Here is a 19899-nt window from a genome sequence, read left to right as displayed (position 1 = left end):
AATGGCTACCTGGCTGGCGGGTTCGGTTGTATGGTCGACTTACGAGGTCAGAATCAGTTTGCCGTTGCGGGTGACGCGCAGTTGGTACTCCTTGCCATGATGCTCGATGATCAGCAGGCCCTGTTCACCGAGCAGCTGCTGGCTGGATATGCGGCTAGTGGTCTGGCGGCGGTGGGAAGCGGGAGCCGCCGACGGTGTACGGGGGGATGTCATGGCTCACCTTGTGGATACGGCATATACGGCTCATTCCTAAACGCGAATAATTATTGTTTTTTATGTGGCCTGCGTCAAGGCGCGTTGGCCTCTCGAGGTAGCAGGGAGATGTCGAGATGGTAATTATCGCAGTGGTGGTACTGGCAGCGCTGTTCCTGCTGCCCAACGTCTGGGCCCGGTGGGTGATCAATCGCCACGCCCGGCCGCGCAGCGACTACCCTGGCACCGGCGGGGAGCTGGCGCGTCATCTACTCGAGCGGCTGGGCATCGAAGGCGTGGAGGTGGAGGTGACCGAGCATGGCGATCACTATGATCCCAGCGCGCGCAAGGTGCGGCTGTCGCCGGATCACTTCGATGGCCGCTCGCTGACCGCGGTGACGGTGGCCGCCCACGAGGTGGGGCATGCCATCCAGCACGCCCGCGGCTATGCGCCGCTGCTGGCGCGTACGCGCCTGGTGGGAGTGGCGCAGCACGCCGAGAAGGTGGGGGCGGTGCTGATGATGGCCGCGCCCTTCCTGTTTATCCTTACCCGGCTGCCCGGCGGCATGCTGCTGGTGGTACTGGCGGCGCTGATCAGCTTCGGCACCGCGGCGCTGGTACACCTGATCACCCTGCCGGTGGAGTTCGATGCCAGCTTCCAGCGCGCGCTGCCGCTGCTCAAGCAGTATATCCCGCCCTACGATATGCCCGCCGCCCGCCATGTGCTGACCGCCTGCGCCTTTACCTATGTGGCGGCGTCGCTGGCCAGCGTGCTCAATCTGGGCAGATGGCTGGTGATCCTCAGGCGTTGACGGTCCTGCTTGCTTGGGCGTCAGCTGCGGTTTCTGCCGCTACGGAGTCGGCTTCTCCTCAAAACTCCGAGACCTTGCCCCAGACGCTCTTGTTTAGACGCGCAAGCCGGTACTGGTGATGCTCGACGAAGGGGGGCTTGCCGGTGACCATTTCAGCGATCAGGCGTCCGGCCCCCGGGCCGACGCCGAAGCCGTGGCCGGAAAAGCCCGCTGCCAGCAGGAAGCCGGGCAGATTCTCCGGCTCGTCGATGACTGGCACGCCGTCGGGGGTGCTGTCGATATAACCGGCCCAGCCGGCCTGAACGGGCACGCTGCCCAGGGCAGGCAAGAGCAAGCGCGCACGGGCCAGAGTCTCCCTCAGGATCCGCTCCGATGGGCGCGGATCGAGAATGCGGACCCGCTCCATCGGCGTGGGCCGGTCGAGCGCCCATTTCCTGCGCGTTTCGTGACCGGACTGCCAGCCCTGTAGGTCGCCGGGGGAGAGCAGTTGCCAGCGCTTGGCGAACATCGGCAGGAAATGCGTGGAAAAGCGGAGCTGCTGCGGCGTCGGATCCAGGCAGGCGCGCCCCGAGGTGGCAAGCGTATAGCCGCCGTCTCCCCGCCGGGTGACCGTGACCTCTGCCGTGTGCAGTGCATCGGGCAAGCCCTTGGCGCCTGGCATGACCGAGAGAATCGAGGAGCGCACCGAGGCCTGCGGAAAGCGGATGCCGAGCTGGCGGCAGAAGGAGGAGGCCCAGGCGCCGCCGGCCAGCACCACCTGCGTGGTCTTGATCACGCCCTTCTCGGTAACCACCCCGGAGACGCTTCCGGCCTCGGTTTCGACCCCGCGTGCCGCGCAGAACTGATGAATCGAACCGCCATGCTTGATAATGCCCTTGGCGATCAGCGGTGCCGCCCGCGCCGGATCGGCGATGCCGTCCGTGGGCGAAAACACGCCCCCCAGCCAGGGCTTGCCGGTCACGGCGCCGCGCTCGGAGGCTTCGGCGGCACTCAGCATATGGGTCGTGACCCCCTGGGTGATGGCAAAGTCGCGCCACTTGGCCCAGCCATCCAGCTCGGCTTGGCTATCGGACAGATAGAACAGCCCGCAACGGCGGAAACCGAGGTCCTCGCCGAGGTCGGCGCTGATCTCTTCCCACAGCTCGAGGCTCTTGGTCGACAGTGGCAGTTCGCGTGCGTCACGGTTCTGCTGGCGGCACCAGCCCCAGTTGCGGCTGGACTGTTCGGCGGCGATGCGGCCCTTTTCGATCAGCGCCACACTCACGCCCTGGCGGGCCAGGTAATAGGCGGCACATACGCCGATGATGCCGCCGCCGATGACGACGGCATCGGCGCGCTCCGGCAGATCCGGCGTGGATGAAATCGTTAACAATGGAGCCGGCATGGGGCTTCTCCTGGCCTGACTATCGATGGTGGTACCGCTTTAGCGTGCCCATACAGCCAGCGCCGCCAAAGCGGTGAGCTGCGCCATTGCTCGATTCGCCCCTTCAGCGCTGCAGCTCGTCGAAAAGGACGACCGTGACGCCGGGACGCGGCTCAGGCGAGGTTACCCTGGCACAGGTATTTGGTCGCCATGTAGTCGTCGAGGCCGTAGCGCGAGCCTTCGCGCCCGTAGCCCGACTCCTTGATGCCACCGAAGGGCGCTGACTCGGCGGCGAGCGCACCTTCGTTGATACCGACGAGGCCGGTTTGCAGACGCTCGGCGAGGCGCCAGATGCGTGCCACATCGCGGGAGAAGAAGTAGGCGGCCAGGCCGTAGGGCGTATCGTTGGCTGCCGTTACCACCTCTTTTTCATCGGCGAAGCGGAACAGCGGCACCACCGGGCCGAAGGTCTCGTCATGGGCCAGCTCCATGTCGTGGCTGGCGTCGCCGAGCACGCTGGGAGCGTAGTAATTAGGGCCTGCAGTGACGCCGCCGCTCAGGCGCTGGCCACCGGTGAGTAGCGTGGCACCGCGGGCCAGGGCGTCCTGCACGTGACGCTCGATCTTGTCGACGGCGCGGGCGTTGATCATCGGACCGATCTGGCTCTCTTCGCGGTCGCCGGGGCCGACGCGCAGCGACTGGACGCGGGCCACCAGCTTGTCGGCGAAGGCCGCATAGACCGACTCATGGACATAGACCCGGTTCGGGCTGACGCAGGTCTGGCCGCCGTTGCGGAACTTGGCGGCCATCAGGCCCTCGACCGCCGCATCGAGGTCGGCGTCCTCGAAGACGATGAAGGGGGCATTGCCACCGAGCTCGAGGGACAGGCGCTTGAGCGTGGGAGCCGAGTCGCGGGCCAGCAGTTTGCCGACCGCCGTGGAGCCGGTGAAGGTGATCTTGCGCACTCGGGAGTCGCTCAGCCAGGCGCCGACGACCTCGGACACCTGCTCGCGCGAGGAGGTGACGATGTTCAGCACCCCGGCGGGGATGCCGGCTTCCTCCGCCAGCGCGACCAGCGCAAGCGCGGTCAGCGGCGTGTCCTCGGCCGGCTTGGCGACCACGGTACAGCCGGCGGCGAGGGCCGGCGCGATCTTGCGGGCAATCATCGCCAGCGGGAAGTTCCACGGCGTGATCGCCGCCACCACGCCGACCGGCTCCTTGGTTACCAGCATTCTTTTGCTGCCCACCGGGGCGGGAATGATGTCGCCGTAGCTGCGCACCGCTTCCGCGGCGAACCAGTCCACGTAGGAGGCGCCGTAGGCCACTTCGCCGCGCGCTTCCGCCAGGGGTTTGCCCTGCTCGCGGGAGATCAGGCGGGCGAGATCCTCGGTATGCTCCTGAATCAGGGCGTGCCAGCGCCGCAGTAGCCTTGCCCGCGCCGCTGCCGGCTGCTGACGCCAGTCGTCGAAGGTGCGATGGGCCGCAGCGGTGGCGGCCTGCGCATCGGCTGCGGTGCTGTTGGCGATGCTGGCGATGGTGTCGCCGGTTGCCGGGTCGCTGACGGCGTAGCGTCCGCCTGCGGCAGCGGGTTGCCACTCTCCGTCGATGAAGTTGTCGGCGCGTACAAGGTCGGGGCGCTCGAGTTGAAGGATCATGGCTGCTGCCTCGTTAATGTTATGGATGTCGAAGCCGGGGCAGCCAAAGAGCCATGCCCCGAGACGATGCCGGCTGCTGCAATGCACCTATATTAGGCGTCTTACCCCGGCGCAGGCTTTCGTAATGGGGGGCCGCCGTCGCAGATTCGGACGTTTTAGAGGGGATGCTCGGAAGTTTATGCCGCAGAGGGGGTGTAGCCTAGGAAGAGGTCAATCGTGATCGCAGAGCAGCTTTTCGATCGGGTAGTATTTTTTCACCACCGGGGACTTGATCACGATGTAGCTGAAATACTTGTCGATGCCGATATTCTGCTCGAGCATCTCCTCCATGACACTCTGATAATGGACGACATTGCGGGTAAGGAAAATCAACTGGTAGTCGAAGCCACCACTCACCAGATGACACTCGAGAACTTCATCCACTTTGCGTATATAGGCCTCGAAGCGTGCGAAGTCTTCGAGGCGGTGGTCGGACAGTGTTAGCTGGGTAAAGACCCGCTGAATGCTCCCAAGCTTCTCGAGCTGTAGGTGAGCGCCATAGTCAATAATGTAGCCGGCTTTTTCCAGGCGTTTGACTCGGGTCAGGCAGGGACTGGGGGAGAGCCCAACGGCGTCTGCCAGCGCGACATTCGATATACGGCCGTTACGCTGCAAATGGCTCAGAATGCGTATGTCGAGGCGGTCCAGTTTGGGTGCGCCGATCATCCAGGGCTCCGGTGTGTTCGGTCTGTCGTTCTGACAGTGACAGAAAAAATGCGATGCACCATCAGCTGTGCGCGTCGCTTGTGACCGTCACCGCAGGGCCTGGCGTACTTCGGGTTGTTCGAGTACTGCATTCAGAGTGCGTTCGAGGCGCTCGAAAAGTAAGTCGAAGTCGCTACTTTTATAACAAAGTGCAGGGGCGAAGCCAAGAACGTTGTCGGTGAAAGCCCGCAGGATGATGCCGTTGCCATAGGCGGCTTCAAAGAGCCGATCGGCCAATTTCAACGAGGGATCGAAACGCTCTTTGCTCTGTTTGTCGGCAACCAGCTCCAGGGCGCCAAGGAAGCCGCGACTGCGAGCGTCGCCCACCAGGGGGTGGTCGAGCATGGCGCGCAGGCCTCCTTCGAAACGCGGTGCCAGCGCAACGCCATTCTCCAGCAGGCCCCCCTCATACAGGCGAAGTACTTCCAGGGCGACGGCGGCACTGACGGGATGGGAGGAGTAGGTGTGGCCGTGTCCGATCGGGAGGTCCGCGGCGCCTTCGGCGATCCCCTGGTAGACGGCATCGCTCATCATTACGGCCCCCATGGGGGCATAGCCGGCGGTCAATCCCTTGGCCAGAGTCATCAGGTCTGGTGTGACGCCTTCGGCCTCACAGGCGAACATCGGTCCCGTGCGACCGAAGCCGGTGATTACCTCGTCGACCACGAGCAGGATGCCCAGCTCCTGGCAGCACACCTGCATGGCCTTCAGCCAGCCTTTGGGTGGCACGATCACGCCGCCGGAGCCCTGAATGGGTTCACAGAAGAAGGCGGCGACGCGGTTGGCGCCGAGCTCCCGCACCTTGTCACGGAGTGCCGCAACAGAGGCGGCAATAATGGCGGCGGGATCCGAGCCCTCCGGGCTACGATAAGGGTAGGGCGAGGGAATACGGTGCTGGTGGGGCAGCGGCAGATCGAAGTTGCGGTGGAACACCGGCAGGGCGGTCAGCCCTGCGCCCTGGGACGAGGAGCCATGGTAGCCGCGCTCGAGGGTGATGAAGTGCTTCTTCTCGCTTTTGCCCTGGGCGTTCCAGTAGTTGACGATGAAGCGGATCGCCGAATCCACCGCATCGGAGCCGCCCATGGTGAAATAGACGCGCTGCAGCGATGCCGGCGCCAGCTCCACCAGCTTGGCAGCGAGCCTGATGGCTGGTTCGGAGCCGAAATGGAAATAGCCGGTAGCGTAGGGCAGCCGGCGCATCTGCTCCTCGGCGGCGCGCACGATGCTCTCATGGCCATAACCGGTGTTGACGCACCACAGGCCGGAAAAGGCATCGAGGAGTTCGCGGCCGCTGCTGTCTCGCAGGTAGGCACCGCGGCCCTCCGTCAGCAGCGTGACGCCACGCTGTTCATGGGCACGGTAGTTGACGACCGGATGGACGAGGTGATCGCGGTCCAATGTAATGAGGTTATCTGTGTGCATGGTCATTCCGCCGAATATTGAGTGAGAGAAGAACGGCATAAATGTCTGCGCGGGCGAATCACTGCGTTGTCGGCACACGTTCATCGTCTGCCTTTGAGCCGCCAGCACCTGATCAATAGCCGCGTGTTCGATCGACCATCTCTACCAACGGCAATCCCTCCCGGTGGCGACGCAGGTTGTCGAGCACGGCCTCGGCAGAGGTGTCCGCCTGCGTCATGCTGGCGATATGGGGTGTCAGCATGATGCGCGAGTGATGCCAAAAAGGGTGGCCGTCCGGCAACGGTTCGATGCTGCATACATCGAGGATCGCCGTCGAAAGATGATGGCGCTCCAGGGCATCCAGCAAGTCGTCTTCGACCAGGTGATCGCCACGTCCCAGATTGATCAACATGGCTCCTTGCGGCAGTTGCCGGAACAGCTTCTGCGATAGGATGCCACGTGTCTCGTCGGTCAACGGTAGCAGGCAGATCAGGATATCGGTGCGTGCCAGGAAATCCGCTAGCCCGTGTTCGCCGGTGAAGCATTCGACTCCAGGGAGGCTTCGTTCCGAGCGATTCCAGCCGGCACATTGAAAACCGAAGTCGCGAAGTTTCTCGAGCACTGCCTGGCCCAACACACCCATGCCGAGTACGCCGACGCGGCGTGTATCTGCCGTGCGCACTGGCATCGGCTGCCATATTTCGCTGCGCTGCTGGTTGGCATAGGTGAGCCAGTCACGGTGGGCCGCCAGCACGGCTAGGGTGGCATATTCGACCATGCCCGCGACCAGGCCGCTCTCGATCATTCTAATGACCGGAATGTGTTCAGGTATCCGAGACAAATCGAACTGGTCGACACCGGCTCCCACCGAAAACACCAGCTCCAGATTGGGAAAGGTCTGCACGATATCTTCCGGCGGCTGCCAGGCGGCGAGGTAGAGTACCTGGCTGGGGTCGACGATGTGCGGCCAAATATGAAAGTCGATGTCTGGCGCTCGCTCGGCGAACAGTTCTGCCCAGCGCGCGCCACGGACTGGTTCGGACTTATAGAGAAAGCTCATAGATCAACCTCACTCCAGTGAACTCGGACAGGCGCTTTCCAGAGCTTTTCTGTCGATATCATCGCCGGGAATGCCATGCGGTCGTCATGCATCATTGTTCTCTTGATAATGGGACGGATCCCTTGCTCGAGCAGCAGGAAGCCACCTTAACGAAGGTGCGTGAGAGTCCAGTTGGCTCCTCGGTCATCGGCCAGATCTCGCGATGATTCAGATCAGGGAAGCATATCCTTCATCCGATAATAAGCGCCTACGATAGGCAGGAACCAAGGCTTGCCTGTGTGCATGGGAACCGCGCGCCAGGCCATCCCGTCGAGGGGATTGGTCCCCTGTCGGCCCATGGCGATATCGGCGAGCACGCTGCCGATAAGGGTCGAGACCTGGGCGCCATGCCCTGAATAGCCCATGCCGTAGATCACCCCATCGGCGCTGCCGGCGCGGGGGTAGCGATCCTGGGTGCAGCCGACGAGACCGCCCCAGCAGTAGTCGATCTCGACGTCGGCAAGCTGCGGAAACACCTCCAGCATCTGTTTGCGCAGCAGCTGGCCGGAGCTGACGTCCGTTTTCTGGTTCGTCGCCGAGGAGAACCGGGCCCGCCCGCCGAACAGCACCCGGTTGTCCGGGGTGAGGCGGAAATAGTTGGCGATGTTGAGCGAGTTCGTATAGTTCCGGTTGCCCGGCATCGTCGCCGCGACCTCTTGCGGGGTGAGCGGGCGCGTAACGATGATGAAGGAGGCCACCGGCATCATCCGCCGACGAAAATAGCGGAAGGTATCGGTCGTGTAGGCGTCGGTGGCCAGAACGACCTGCCGGGCGACGAGGGAACCGGTCGGTGTGGTCAGTTGCCAGCCTTGCGGAACCCGCTCGCGGGCAAGGACGGGGTTGTGCTCCCAGATGGTTGCGCCATGCCGGTGGGCGGCCCGGGCCATGCCGGTGACGTAATGCCCCATGTGCATCATGGCGGATTTCGGCGACAGCACACCGCCGTGGAAGGCGTCTGATCCCAGCTCCTTGTGCACGTCCTCGCTTGACAGCCATTCCACCGTGGGATCGACCTCGCGGCGGAGCTCGTCGCACATGGCCTGCAGCTTCTGCACGTGGGAGGGCTTGGAGGCCAGCTTGAGCTTCCCACCACGGCGGAAGCCGCAATCGATCTTCTCTTCGTCGATGATCGCCTCGATCATATCGATCGAGTCGTCATAGGCTTTCCACAAGCGGCGTGCCTGGGCGTCGCCGAAACGGGCCTTGATAGCGCCGAAGCTGGCGAAGTGACCGCTGTTGAGGTGCCCGCCGTTGCGCCCTGATGCGCCATAGCCGACATGTTCGGCCTCGAGCAGGGCGACTTTCACGCCGGACTTCGCCAGCTGGCGCGCGGCATTGAGGCCCGTGAAGCCCGCACCGATCACCGCCACCTCATACTCTCCGGAGACGGGGTCGGCGGCGGCCTTGTCGAAAGGAACCGACGTATCGTGCCAATAGGAAACGAATTTCATTGCTGCATTTCCTGGGAGAAGTCGACAAGCACGCTCTTGATCCTGAGGTTAGCCTCGTAGGCCTGACGTCCGAGGTCCTTGCCGAAGCCGGAGCGCTTGTATCCACCGGTGGGTATCACGAAGTCGGCCGTACGCCCGTAGCGGTTGATCCATACGGTCCCCGTCTCGATGCCACGCGCCAGCCGCAAGGCGCGACCGATATCGGCGGTATGCACGCCAGCGGCCAGGCCATAGTCGGGGTGGTCGGCGAGGGCCTGAGCTTCGTCGTCGTCGTCGAAGGTCTGCACGGTGAGCACCGGGCCGAAGATCTCGTTCTTCACGGCATCCATCCGCTGATCGATGTTGCTCAGGATGGTCGGCTGGTAGAAGCCGCCGCCGCTGCCTGTCGAGAGACATTGCCCACCGGTGACGATTTTCGCCCCTTGCGCCGCGCTGCGCTGCACGACGCCATCGATACGCTCCATATCCCGGCTGGAGATGATGGGGCAGAGGGTGGTGTGCGGCTCCCAGGTGTTGCCAGCCCTGAGCTCCGCCACGATGGCAGTGAGCCGCTCGATGAATCTGTCGGCGATGGAGCGCTGCACGATCAGGCGCGAGCCGGCAACGCATACCTGGCCGGCGTTGGTGGTGATCGCCCGAGCCACGGTGCGAGCCGTTCTTTCCAGATCGTGTACGTCGGCGAACACCACCTGCGGGCTTTTGCCGCCGAGTTCCAGCGTTACCGGCTTGGTACCGCTTTCCGCACATGTCGCCATGATGGCCGCACCGGTTAGGGTCGATCCGGTAAAGGTCACCTTGGCGATCTTCGGATGGCGGCACAGCGCATCGCCGGTGATACGGCCGTCACCCTGCACGACGTTGAAAATGCCTTCCGGTATGCCGGCTTCGATGGCCAGCTCGGCCATTCGCAGCACGCTGAACGGCGTCATTTCGGATGGCTTGAGTACCATGGCATTGCCCGCGGCCAGCGCAGGGCCGACCTTCCACGAAGAGGTCACTAGCGGAAAATTCCAGGGCACGATGGAGCCGATGACACCGTAGGGCTCCGCGATGGTCATGCCGAGATGGTCGTTGCGGGTCGCAGCCACCTCGCCGCCGATCTTGTCCGCCCACTCCGCATAGAAGCGGATGCCCTCGGCAGTAAACGGTACGTCCCAGCCTGCCGCGTCACGGATTGGCCGGGTCGACCCGACGGCTTCGAGCGGCGCCAGTGTCTTGACGTCGGCTTCGATCAGGTCCGCCCAGCGCCGCAGAATGCGTGCACGATCGCGGGGTGCGCAGCGTGCCCAGTCGCTGTGCTTGAAGGCGTTCCATGAATCCTGCACGGCCTGGTCGACGAGATCGGCATCCGCCACCGGCAGGCCCGCATAGGTAACGCCGTCGGAAGGGCGTTGCACATCGATCGTGTTCGGGCCGCCTTCGATATAGCGACCGCCGATGAAATGTGCACTACGTACCGTGACCTGGTTCGGATCAAAGCTTTCCATGACAACTTCCTCTCGACAGTGGCGAGGCCCGGAGTGAAATGTGATCTGGTTAGGCATGGCACAGCAGGCGAGAACAGCGATCCTCGTCTACCGAACTCTGCATATCTGATTGCAGAGTCAGCGGCCTGTCATGATAAGAAGTATGGTGCTTTTGTTTTCCATAGGGGCGTCGAAACTTGTGGGGCTGGCGGCAGGAAACACCGAAAACGGCGCCGATGTTGGTATATCGATCCGTGCGCTATGCAAGTGGTCTTTCCACTGTCATGGCATATCCGTGCAGCACTATCGCCATTGACTTTTACCGGTGTAGAGAAAAGGAGAGGCGGGGCGCATTCGCCACCTCCTCTCCTGTTGGCCGTGATGACGTTCCGGGCTCAGCCGAGCGCCTGGTTGATGATGGCAAACTGCTGCAGGCCGGTAGCGGGCGCCGGGGCTTTACCCTTGACCATGGCAACGACGGAGTCGGCCTGCAGCAGGCCAAGCTCCTGTAGCCAGGGACTCAGTTGGCCTGAATCGTCGACGTCGATGCGAATGAAGGAGTCGACACGTGCCCCTGCCCAGTAGCTGATCATGGCCTGGGCGCGTTCGACGCTGGTTGCCACTACCGGCCCGATGACATAGCCGTGCCCGAAGCGTCGTATCAGGGCGAAGCCGGTGAGCTCTCCCTGGTTGTCGAGCACCACGCCATCGGCGACCTGGAGCAGTTCGTTCAGGACCGATGCCCGGGGCATGCCGGCACCGGCTGCCGCCATCTCGATCAGCTTGGTGCGGTCGTTCAGCCCCGCCGGCCGTATACGCTCTCCAGGTGGTGGTGCAACGACGGTGGGTTTGACGATGGTTCCCCGGTGCTGGTGGACCGTGCCGATGGCCTGGAAACCAAGTTGCTCGTAGAGCGGTTGGCCTTCGGGGGTGGCGAACAGTAGCGTATTGCGTTCACCGATCAAGTCGAGTATCGACTCCATCAATGCGCGCCCAATGCCGTTGCCCTGGGCGTCGGGGGACACGATGATCATGCCGAGCGACGCATAGTCGCTGCCATGGCTCCAGCACATGGCTGAGCCGATGACCTCGCCGTTGCGTTCGGCAACGAAGCCGCTACCGAGGCGATGCACGAACTGCCAATCCTCAATGCGATGTGGCCAGCGCACCGCTTGCGAGAGTTGATGAGCGGTAGGTAGATCGCCCTCCAACATTGGTCGATAGGTAATGTCAGTAGCAAGGTTCTGGACTGCCATGAAAAGCTCCTCCATAGATACTCGTACTCTGGCGTCTGCAGAGGGGCATTACTAGGATATTCTTGCCGATATGGGAAGCTGATTATGGCGGCGGGGCGATTCGGTAGTAATGTGCGTTGGCAGGCGCCTTGGCGAATGATAATGCCGTCTTTACCCGCGCTTTTAGCATGGTGTGGGTATGCATTCTGTTGCTACGGAGACGGGCGATCGTATTTGCACTCCGCCTCTTTAGGTGGAAAGCATCACGATCTAGAATAGTGGCAAGAGTCGCCTAGCCTAGGGACTGGTTCACGAGGGCAAAGGTGTGGATCTCGGTATCCACTGGTGCCGTGGTGGTGGGTAGGGTCATGACCGATACCTGATCATACTCCTGCATTCCACAGCGTCTGAGAAACTCGGTGAAACCGCCCTCGGGTTGGGTGGTGTCGACCCGAAGAAACCTGCCTGCATGTTTCGTCACGTGGGGGGCGGTAAGCGCGATGGCGTCGTCGGAATCCTTCGCGACAACTGGTCCTACGATATGGCCCCGGCCGAACCGGCGACACAGAGAAAAACCGGCGATACGGCCCTCCCGCTCAAGTACCAAGCCGGTGGAACACTCGACCAGCTCGTCCAGGATGGCTGCTCTATCGGCGCCGAAGGCGGCCAGGTCGAGGCGCGCGATATCCGCGATATCCATCGCTTTCAATGGTCGAATTAGACAGTCGCTCGGTAGCGAAATCTCGCCTGGGTCGTTTGCCGTGCCCTGGTGTTGATGCACGACGCCCACGACCTTGAAGCCACGGGTATTAGCGAGGCGATAGGCGACCCGGGGGGCGATGATCTGAAGTCGACGGCCGCGACACTGTTCCATCACATGGTCCATCAGCCAGCCGCCCCCGCCCTGTGCCTGTAGCTGTGGCGTGGTGATGACCATGCCGATAGTGGCGAAATCGTTGCCCATGGGGAACCACATGGCCGAACCGACGACCCGACCGATCTTGTCGCAGCCGGCAAACCCCTTCCCGACCTTGAGCAACATGCGCCAGTCGTCGGGCCGGTGTGGCCAGCCGACACCGACCGACAGCTGGTGAAGCTTGCCGATGTCATTTTCCTGAAGGTCTCGCAGCGTCAGCTCATAAGTCTGCAGGCGCTTTGACGTCTCTTTGGACACCTGACTCTCCGTAAGTGGCTCACCCTTTCACCCTGGCAGTTTGGCAGCTGGTAGATGCCATGGCTAGGACGTTCTTGCCGTGCCCACGGGGGCTGCGAAACCTCCTCTTCCAACTTGAGCGGTCGGTATGACTGGCGCCTCGCTGTGGTGGTTTCGGGCATGCGGCAGCTTCTGCCGTATGGCGCGACCAATGCCAACGATTGTATGCGCGAGCAGGGTCAAAACGAATCAAAAGCGTTGTGCATTGGTGCTGTAATTGTTTCAACGGCTCGTTCGTATCCGATGCGGCATGCGGTCCTCATCTCATGACTACGGTCGGGAATAGCGTATTGCTTGGGCAGAATGCATCACGAGAGATAACGATAATGCCCTGAATTGCATGAGATGGCTTCCTGATCAACGGCGCGTCGATATAACAACAGACAACCAATGATAAGCGGATAGATGGAGGCATGACATGAAAAAGAGTGACTTTCCGGGCCATGGTTTTACGCGGCGTGATGTGCTGCGCGGCATGGCCGCCGGAACCGTGCTGGCTGCTACTGCCGGTGGCTTGATGACCGGGGCGTCGTCCGCCTTCGCTGAGACGCCCCAGCGCGGCGGACGCATCAAGGTGGCGAGCGCGACCAGCTCGACCGCCGATACGCTGGATCCGGCAAGGGGGGCGAACTACACCGACTACTGCCGCCACTTCATGTTCTACAACGGCCTGACCACGCTGGACGAGTCGATGGTGCCGCGCATGTCACTGGCGGAGTCGTTCGACACCGACGACGCCCTCACCTGGGTCGTCAAGCTGCGCCGGGACGTCGTCTTTCATGATGGCCAGCCGCTTACCTCGGCCGATGTGGTCTACTCGCTCAACCGCCATCAGGATTCTGATACCGCGTCCCGTGCTCTCAGCGTTGCCGAACAGCTCGAGGAGGTCAGGGCCGCGGGGACGCATGAAGTGCACATCCGACTCACCAGCCCCAATGCCGACCTGCCGGCGATCCTCGCCACCTCCCACTTTCTCATCGTGCGCGACGGCGCCACGGACTTCAGCCTCGCCAACGGCACCGGGCCCTTCGAGTGTGCGGAGTTCCAGCCGGGGGTGCGTTCGGTCGCGGTGCGCAACGACAACTACTGGAAGCCGGGCCAGCCCTACCTCGACGAGATCGAGTTCTTCGCGATCCCCGACGAAGCCGCACGCATCAACGCCCTGCTCGCTGGCGACGTCGACCTGATCAATCCGGTCAATGCGCGCTCGATCCCGCGTGTACGTAATAGTGCCAACGCCACGGTGATGGAGTCGCCGACCGGCGCTTACACCAACCTGGTGATGCGTGATGAGCTGGGGCCGGCCAACAACCCGGACTTCGTGCTGGCGATGAAGCATATGCTCGATCGCGAGCAGATCCAGCGGCTCGCGTTCGGCGGCTTCGGCACCCTCGGCAATGACCAGCCGATCGCGCCCAGCCACCGCTACCACCTCGACGGTCTGCCCCAGCGCACCTTCGATCTGGACCGGGCGAAGTACCACCTGGAGCGCGCCGGCGTAGGGAATCGTTCGATTCCTCTGGTGGCCTCGGAAGCCGCCACCGGCTCTGTGGACATGGCCCAGCTAATGCAGCTCTCGGCGCAGCAGATCGGGCTCAAGCTCGAGATACGCCGGGTGCCGTCGGATGGCTACTGGTCCAACCACTGGATGAAGCATCCGCTGGGCTTCGGCTCCATCAATGCGCGTCCGACCGCCGACCTGATGTTCAGCCTGTTCTTTCACTCCGATGCCGCCTGGAACGAGGCTGGCTGGCGCAACGAGCAGTTCGACCAGTTGCTGCTGGCGGCGCGCGGCGAGACCGACGAAGCCAAGCGCAAGCAGATGTACGGGGACATGCAGGAGCTGGTCCACGAGCACGGTGGTATCGGCATCCCGCTGTTCAGGAGCAGCATCGACGGCCACAGCACCAAGCTGAGAGGGTTGAACCCGCATCCGCTGGGCGGGCTGATGGGCTACATGTTCGCCGAGCAGGTCTGGCTGGACGCCTGAGCGACTTCACCGACGACAACCATCGAGGCGCCACCTCGGCGGAAATGAGATGGCGCTGGAAGCCAAAACAAGAAGGGCCAACCATGAACAGCACCATTCTACGGCTCATCATTGGCCGGCTGGGTATCGGCGTGCTCACCCTGCTTATCGTCTCGCTGGTGGTTTTTGTTCTCACCAGCCTACTGCCGGGCGATGCGGCCCAGGAGCAGCTTGGCCAGGAGGCGACACCGGAAGCGGTGGCGGCGCTGCGCGCGAAGTTGGGCCTGGATCTCCCCGTTTACCTGCGTTACCTGAGCTGGCTGGGCGGCCTGGTAACGGGCAACCCCGGCGTTTCGTTGGCCAACGGCATGCCTGTCGACGATCTGATCGCGAGCCGGCTGCCTAACTCGCTGAAGTTGGCCGCGGCCACCGCCCTGATTGCTGTACCGCTGGCGCTTTCACTCGGCATCCTCTCGGCCATGTATCGCGGATCGATCTTCGACCGCTATACCAACATGCTGGCGGTGTTCCTGGTGTCGGTTCCCGAGTTTCTGATTGCCACCATTGCGGTGCTGATTTTCGCGGTCAAGCTGGGCTGGCTCTCGGCGCTGTCGCGCTCCGTGGAAGTCGACTCCTTTCTGCAGCTGCTCAGTGTCTATGCCATGCCGGTGCTGACCCTGTGCTGCGTATTGGTCGCTCAGATGGCGCGTATGACCCGGGCAGCGGTCATCGATCAGCTCAGCTCACCTTACGTTGAGATGGCGGTACTCAAGGGCGCGCGACCGATGCGGGTGGTGCTCCGGCATGCGCTGCCCAATGCGATCGGTCCGATCTCCAATGCCGTGGCACTGAGCCTGTCCTACCTGCTTGGCGGCGTGGTCATCGTCGAGACGATCTTCAACTATCCGGGCATTGCGACGCTGATGGTGAACGCTGTGGTGACTCGCGATATGCCGCTGGTGCAGGCGTGCGTAATGCTCTTCTCCCTGGGCTTTCTGGTGCTGGTGTTGGTCGCTGACATCATCGCCATCCTATCCAACCCGAGGCTACGCACATGACTCCGAATGTACATCGGCAATCAGCGAACTTGAGTACGTCGGGTCCTCGAGCTGGTGCCGTGGTCGGTGTGGCGCACGACGAAAAGCCGCAAGGGGGCGTGCGCCGCCGTGCCAAGCGGCCGGTCAGCGGAGCCCTGGGGGTGCTGATCGTTGGGTTCTGGCTGCTGATGGCCCTGGCCGGCCCCTGGTTGGCGCCCCATGGGGCCAACGCCCTGGTCGGCTTTGAGGTATTTGGCCCAATCAGCCTGGAATACCCGCTCGGCACGGACTTCCTGGGTCGGGACATTCTCAGTCGGCTGTTGCACGGTGCGCCCTACACGATCGGCGTGGCACTGGCGGCAACGGTGCTTGCCTGCCTATTCGGCGTGGTGCTGGGCCTGGTGGCGGCGGCCTCCGGTGGCTGGCTCGATGCTGTCATCAGTCGCACTCAGGATGCCCTGATCGCCATTCCCAACAAGATCTTTGCGCTGATCATGGTGGCCGCTTTCGGCTCCTCCGTGCCCCTGCTGCTGGTCATGGCCGCCTTTGCCTACATGCCCGGTTCTTACCGTATTGCGCGTGCGGTCGCGGTCAACGTCATGACCATGGACTTCGTCCAGGTCGCGCGGGCGCGGGGTGAGGCCCTGCCATACATCATGTTCGTCGAGGTGTTGCCGAACATGCTGCGTCCGGTGCTGACCGATTTTGGCCTGCGTTTCGTCTATGTCGTGCTACTGCTGAGCGCGATGAGCTTTCTCGGCCTGGGCGTACAGCCACCGGAAGCGGACTGGGGCTCTCTGGTGCGGGAAAACATCCAGGGTCTGGGTGACGGCGCTCCGGCCGTATTGGCGCCGGCGATCGCCATCGCCACCCTGACTGTCGGGGTCAACCTGATCATCGATAGCTTCGGTGCCCGGGCCAAACGCGAGATGGAGAGCTGAGATGAACGATATCGTCAAAGTCGCCGGGCTGCGCGTCGCGGCACGTAACGATGCCGGCGTCGATGTGCCGATCGTGCACGGTGCCGATTTCACTCTGAAGAAGGGCGAGGTGCTGGCGCTGATCGGTGAGTCCGGCTCCGGCAAGACCACCATTGCCCTGGCGTTGATGGGCTATGCCCGTGCCGGCTGTCGTATCGTCGGAGGTTCGGTGCGCATCGGCGATGTCGAGGTGCTGGAGCAGTCGGACGCTTCACTGGCGAAGCTGCGTGGACGCACCGTGGCTTATATCGCCCAGAGCGCGGCGGCGGCATTCAACCCTGCCAAGACCATCATGGAGCAGGTGATCGAGAGTGCGCTGATCCATGGCGTGATGTCGCGGCGGGCGGCGCAGGCCAAGGCGGTCGAGCTGTTCCGGGCGCTGGCACTGCCGGACCCCGACAACATTGGCGCACGCTATCCGCACCAGGTATCGGGGGGGCAGCTGCAGCGGCTGATGGCGGCGATGGCGCTGATCACCGATCCGGCACTGGTGATTCTCGATGAGCCGACCACCGCGCTGGATGTCACCACGCAGATCGAGGTTCTGCGAGCCTTCAAGAAGGTGGTGCGCGACCTCGATACCACGGCGGTATACGTTTCCCACGACCTGGCGGTGGTGGCGCAGATGGCGGACCGCATCGTGGTGCTGCGCAATGGCGAGATCCAGGAGAACAGCCGCACCGAGCAGATCCTGGTGGAGCCCGAGCACCCCTACACCTGCAGCCTGCTGGCGGCGATGAAGCCGACCGTGAGCCAGGGTGCCCCTGGCCGGAGGGAAGATCAGGCGAAAGAGGCCCTGCTGCTCGACGTACGGGGTCTCGATATTTGCTATGGCAGCAAGCGGGTCGTGCAGGATATCGACCTACAGGTCCGCCGCGGAGCAACGGTCGGGATCATCGGTGAATCCGGGTCGGGCAAAACCACCGTTGCGCGGGCCATTGCCGGCCTGGTGGCACCCTCGGCCGGGCAGGTCCTGCTGGATGGCCAGCCGCTGAGCGGGACGCTCGCCGGACGAACCCGCGAGCAATTCCGGCGCGTCCAGTACGTTTTTCAGAATGCCGACACGGCGCTGAATCCGCAGCACACCATCGAAGAGATCCTGGCGCGTCCGCTGCGCTTCTACCACGGCATGCGCAGCGCGCAACGGCGCCGCCGGGTGGCCGAGTTGATGGAACTGGTGCAACTGCCGGCGAGCCTGGCGACGCGTCGCCCAAGTGAGCTTTCCGGAGGCCAGAAGCAGCGCATCAACCTGGCGCGAGCGCTGGCGGCCGAGCCGGACCTGATCCTCTGCGATGAGGTCACCTCGGCGCTGGATACGGTGGTGGGGGCCGCCATCCTCGAACTCATGGCGGAGCTGCGGCGAGAGCTTAACGTCTCCTATCTGTTCATCAGCCACGATATCCGCACGGTACGCTCGATCTGCGACGAAGTGGTGGTGATGTATGCCGGTGCCAAGGTGGAGCAGGGCAATCGCTCGACGTTCCAGGCACCGCCGTATCATCCGTATACCCACCTGCTGATCGACTCGGTGCCGGAGATGCACCAGGGCTGGCTCGAGGAGACGCGGGCGGGGCGCGGTACGCTGCCGCAGATCGCTGCACCGTCGGAATCAATGCCGCTTTGTCCCTTCCTCGCACGCTGTCCGGTCAGGATCGAAGGCAAGTGCAACAAGGTAGCACCGCCGCGGGTGTGGCTCGAGAAGGGCAGCGAAATACTCTGCCATCACACTGATAGTGATCTGCGTCACTTCGACGAGCTGGTGCCTGCCATGGTGGTCAGCGGCTGATGCCGGGACCTGCCAAGTTGATCGAGTCAGCCTTATTTGGTGGCGTTGGTTGGGAGTGTCGACGATGAACGAAACAAGCAGCAGTTCCCCCTTGAGGCAAGATGGCCGCCTGATGACGGACAGGGCGCGCGTCGAAGGCGACGCAGCGCAAGCGGTGGTGATGGCCAAGCAGTACATCGATGAGAATTTCTGCGAGCCGATTCATCTCGACGATCTGGCGGCGCATGTCGGAATGACCCGTTTCAGCCTGTCCAAGCGGTTCCGTCAGCGGTACGGCGTTTCCCCCTATCGCTACGTCTGTCAGGTACGGGTCCGGCAAGCGCAAACGATGATGGAGCAGGGGCTGCGGCCGACGGACATTGCCAGTGAAACCGGCTTCTTCGACCAGAGTCATCTGGCGAGGCATTTCAAGCGCCTCTGTGGAATGACGCCACGTCAGTATAGAACGCGCTGCATACAATCCGTGGGTCAGTGAATCCTGCAATGGATCAAGGGGAAGGGGCGTGGAGAAGACAGCGGTAACGCTCGAGGATATAAAAAAGGCGGCAGAGCGTATCCGGCCTTATGTTTGCCGTACACCGCTGCTCAGGGAGGGCAAGATGGATGGAGCCTTGGGCTGTCAGGTCTATGTCAAGCCCGAAATGCTTCAGGTGACCGGTGCTTTCAAGATTCGAGGGGCGTTGAGCAAGATCCTCTCCTTGACACAGGCCGAACGGGACAAGGGAATCATCACCAGTTCATCGGGCAACCACGGTCAGGCATGTGCCTATGCAGGCAAAGTTCTTGGCATCCATGCGACCGTCATCGTCCCGGAAGACACCCCCAGGCTAAAGGTCGAGAATGCCCGGTCGATGGGGGCGGATGTGATCTTGTGGGAGCGTGCCTATACGGAGCGCTGGAAAAAGGTTCATGCCGAGGTCGAGGAGCATGGCTACACCATAGTGCACAACTATGAAGACTTCGACGTCATGGCCGGCCAGGGCACGATTGGCCTGGAGATCATGGCGGATCTGGCGGATGTGGAAACCGTGCTGGTTCCCATTGGTGGGGGCGGACTCATTTCGGGTATTTCCACCGCCATAAAGGAGATCAATTCCGAGATACGAGTGATTGGCGTTCAGGCCGAGGCCTGCTGTCCTTACTATTTGAGCCGCCAAAACGGTGAGCGAACCAAGGCGACCGTCAAGCAGACCATAGCTGACGGCCTTGCCTGCGATTTTCCCGGCAACAACACCTACCCCATTATCGAGAAGTATGTGGATGACATCGTTACCGTCTCGGAAGAGGCCATCGAAGAGGCGGTAAGGATGGTGGCGAACGATGCCAAGTTTGTTGCAGAGCCTTCAGCCTGTGTCGGAATAGCCGCATTGTTGTCAGGTGCTGTGACGACTCGCCCGGATGAAAAAGTCTGTGTGGTTCTTACCTCCGGAAACTGGGGTATCGACATGATCGGCAAGCTCCTTAAGGGCGAGCATGTAGAAGGCATTTATTGACCA

At 62.6% G+C, this 19899-nt stretch carries 17 protein-coding genes; 7 read left to right on the top strand and 10 right to left on the bottom strand.

Features of this window, described 5'->3' with window-relative positions:
- Window positions 1–39: 39 nt before the first annotated feature.
- Window positions 40–213, bottom strand: coding sequence for a hemin uptake protein HemP (gene hemP / locus IEI94_RS18055; protein WP_191168643.1), 174 nt, complete (start codon window positions 211–213; stop codon window positions 40–42).
- A gap of 116 nt (window positions 214–329) precedes the next feature.
- Between hemP and IEI94_RS18050 the strand changes: the two genes are divergently transcribed.
- Window positions 330–1004: a zinc metallopeptidase gene (locus IEI94_RS18050; RefSeq protein ID WP_191168642.1), complete on the top strand. Its 675-nt coding sequence runs from the start codon at window positions 330–332 to the stop codon at window positions 1002–1004.
- A gap of 58 nt (window positions 1005–1062) precedes the next feature.
- Here the strand turns inward: IEI94_RS18050 and IEI94_RS18045 are convergent, their stop codons facing one another.
- From IEI94_RS18045 to IEI94_RS18005, 9 genes are all read right to left on the bottom strand, one after another.
- On the bottom strand, window positions 1063–2388 hold the full coding sequence (locus tag IEI94_RS18045) for an NAD(P)/FAD-dependent oxidoreductase (protein ID WP_191168641.1): 1326 nt from the start codon (window positions 2386–2388) through the stop codon (window positions 1063–1065).
- A 152-nt stretch (window positions 2389–2540) separates the two neighbouring features.
- A complete protein-coding gene (locus IEI94_RS18040) occupies window positions 2541–4022 on the bottom strand; it encodes an NAD-dependent succinate-semialdehyde dehydrogenase (protein WP_191168640.1) in 1482 nt (493 codons plus the stop codon).
- Between the two features lie 210 nt (window positions 4023–4232).
- Window positions 4233–4727: an Lrp/AsnC family transcriptional regulator gene (locus IEI94_RS18035; protein ID WP_191168639.1), complete on the bottom strand. Its 495-nt coding sequence runs from the start codon at window positions 4725–4727 to the stop codon at window positions 4233–4235.
- 87 nt (window positions 4728–4814) lie between these two features.
- Window positions 4815–6188, bottom strand: coding sequence for an aspartate aminotransferase family protein (locus IEI94_RS18030; protein WP_191168638.1), 1374 nt, complete (start codon window positions 6186–6188; stop codon window positions 4815–4817).
- 112 nt (window positions 6189–6300) lie between these two features.
- Window positions 6301–7227 carry a 2-hydroxyacid dehydrogenase gene (locus IEI94_RS18025; protein WP_191168637.1) on the bottom strand — a complete coding sequence of 309 codons (927 nt, stop codon included), beginning with the start codon at window positions 7225–7227 and terminating at the stop codon, window positions 6301–6303.
- Window positions 7228–7439: 212 nt separating this feature from the next.
- On the bottom strand, window positions 7440–8717 hold the full coding sequence (locus IEI94_RS18020) for an NAD(P)/FAD-dependent oxidoreductase (protein ID WP_191168636.1): 1278 nt from the start codon (window positions 8715–8717) through the stop codon (window positions 7440–7442).
- Entirely contained in the window at window positions 8714–10204 is a 1491-nt protein-coding gene (locus tag IEI94_RS18015) for an aldehyde dehydrogenase family protein (protein ID WP_191168635.1), read from the bottom strand. The genes IEI94_RS18020 and IEI94_RS18015 overlap by 4 nt, the downstream gene beginning before the upstream one ends.
- A gap of 374 nt (window positions 10205–10578) precedes the next feature.
- Window positions 10579–11439 (bottom strand): GNAT family N-acetyltransferase, encoded by an 861-nt coding sequence (locus IEI94_RS18010; RefSeq protein WP_191168634.1) that lies wholly within the window; start codon window positions 11437–11439, stop codon window positions 10579–10581.
- A 271-nt stretch (window positions 11440–11710) separates the two neighbouring features.
- On the bottom strand, window positions 11711–12592 hold the full coding sequence (locus IEI94_RS18005; RefSeq protein ID WP_191168633.1) for a GNAT family N-acetyltransferase: 882 nt from the start codon (window positions 12590–12592) through the stop codon (window positions 11711–11713).
- 457 nt (window positions 12593–13049) lie between these two features.
- On the opposite strand from IEI94_RS18005, the gene IEI94_RS18000 reads away from it, so the two are divergent.
- From IEI94_RS18000 to IEI94_RS17975, 6 genes are all read left to right on the top strand, one after another.
- Window positions 13050–14621: an ABC transporter substrate-binding protein gene (locus tag IEI94_RS18000; protein ID WP_191168632.1), complete on the top strand. Its 1572-nt coding sequence runs from the start codon at window positions 13050–13052 to the stop codon at window positions 14619–14621.
- Between the two features lie 83 nt (window positions 14622–14704).
- Window positions 14705–15658 carry an ABC transporter permease gene (locus IEI94_RS17995; protein WP_191168631.1) on the top strand — a complete coding sequence of 318 codons (954 nt, stop codon included), beginning with the start codon at window positions 14705–14707 and terminating at the stop codon, window positions 15656–15658.
- Between the two features lie 68 nt (window positions 15659–15726).
- Window positions 15727–16578, top strand: a complete 852-nt coding sequence (locus IEI94_RS17990; RefSeq protein ID WP_191168630.1) for an ABC transporter permease — start codon at window positions 15727–15729, stop codon at window positions 16576–16578.
- A 1-nt stretch (window position 16579) separates the two neighbouring features.
- Window positions 16580–18403, top strand: coding sequence for an ABC transporter ATP-binding protein (locus tag IEI94_RS17985; RefSeq protein ID WP_191168629.1), 1824 nt, complete (start codon window positions 16580–16582; stop codon window positions 18401–18403).
- Window positions 18404–18467: 64 nt separating this feature from the next.
- Window positions 18468–18878, top strand: a complete 411-nt coding sequence (locus tag IEI94_RS17980; RefSeq protein WP_191168628.1) for a helix-turn-helix domain-containing protein — start codon at window positions 18468–18470, stop codon at window positions 18876–18878.
- Window positions 18879–18906: 28 nt separating this feature from the next.
- Window positions 18907–19896, top strand: coding sequence for a threonine/serine dehydratase (locus tag IEI94_RS17975; protein ID WP_191168627.1), 990 nt, complete (start codon window positions 18907–18909; stop codon window positions 19894–19896).
- Window positions 19897–19899 lie beyond the last annotated feature (3 nt).

The sequence above is a fragment of the Halomonas sp. ML-15 genome, from assembly GCF_014779595.1.
In the GTDB taxonomy this organism is placed as follows: Bacteria; Pseudomonadota; Gammaproteobacteria; order Pseudomonadales; family Halomonadaceae; genus Franzmannia.
This window is presented reverse-complemented; position numbering and strand designations above follow the sequence as displayed.

Bases quoted from the DNA above. Each gene is read 5' to 3' on its own strand.
- IEI94_RS17995 (WP_191168631.1), top strand. From the start codon at position 14,705: ATGAACAGCACCATTCTACGGCTCATCATTGGCCGGCTGGGTATCGGC.
- IEI94_RS18000 (WP_191168632.1), top strand. From the start codon at position 13,050: ATGAAAAAGAGTGACTTTCCGGGCCATGGTTTTACGCGGCGTGATGTG.
- IEI94_RS17980 (WP_191168628.1), top strand. From the start codon at position 18,468: ATGAACGAAACAAGCAGCAGTTCCCCCTTGAGGCAAGATGGCCGCCTG.
- IEI94_RS18010 (WP_191168634.1), bottom strand. From the start codon at position 11,439: ATGGCAGTCCAGAACCTTGCTACTGACATTACCTATCGACCAATGTTG.
- IEI94_RS18030 (WP_191168638.1), bottom strand. From the start codon at position 6,188: ATGCACACAGATAACCTCATTACATTGGACCGCGATCACCTCGTCCAT.
- IEI94_RS18025 (WP_191168637.1), bottom strand. From the start codon at position 7,227: ATGAGCTTTCTCTATAAGTCCGAACCAGTCCGTGGCGCGCGCTGGGCA.
- IEI94_RS18020 (WP_191168636.1), bottom strand. From the start codon at position 8,717: ATGAAATTCGTTTCCTATTGGCACGATACGTCGGTTCCTTTCGACAAG.
- hemP (WP_191168643.1), bottom strand. From the start codon at position 213: ATGACATCCCCCCGTACACCGTCGGCGGCTCCCGCTTCCCACCGCCGC.
- IEI94_RS18040 (WP_191168640.1), bottom strand. From the start codon at position 4,022: ATGATCCTTCAACTCGAGCGCCCCGACCTTGTACGCGCCGACAACTTC.
- IEI94_RS18050 (WP_191168642.1), top strand. From the start codon at position 330: ATGGTAATTATCGCAGTGGTGGTACTGGCAGCGCTGTTCCTGCTGCCC.
- IEI94_RS18045 (WP_191168641.1), bottom strand. From the start codon at position 2,388: ATGCCGGCTCCATTGTTAACGATTTCATCCACGCCGGATCTGCCGGAG.
- IEI94_RS17985 (WP_191168629.1), top strand. From the start codon at position 16,580: ATGAACGATATCGTCAAAGTCGCCGGGCTGCGCGTCGCGGCACGTAAC.
- IEI94_RS18035 (WP_191168639.1), bottom strand. From the start codon at position 4,727: ATGATCGGCGCACCCAAACTGGACCGCCTCGACATACGCATTCTGAGC.
- IEI94_RS18015 (WP_191168635.1), bottom strand. From the start codon at position 10,204: ATGGAAAGCTTTGATCCGAACCAGGTCACGGTACGTAGTGCACATTTC.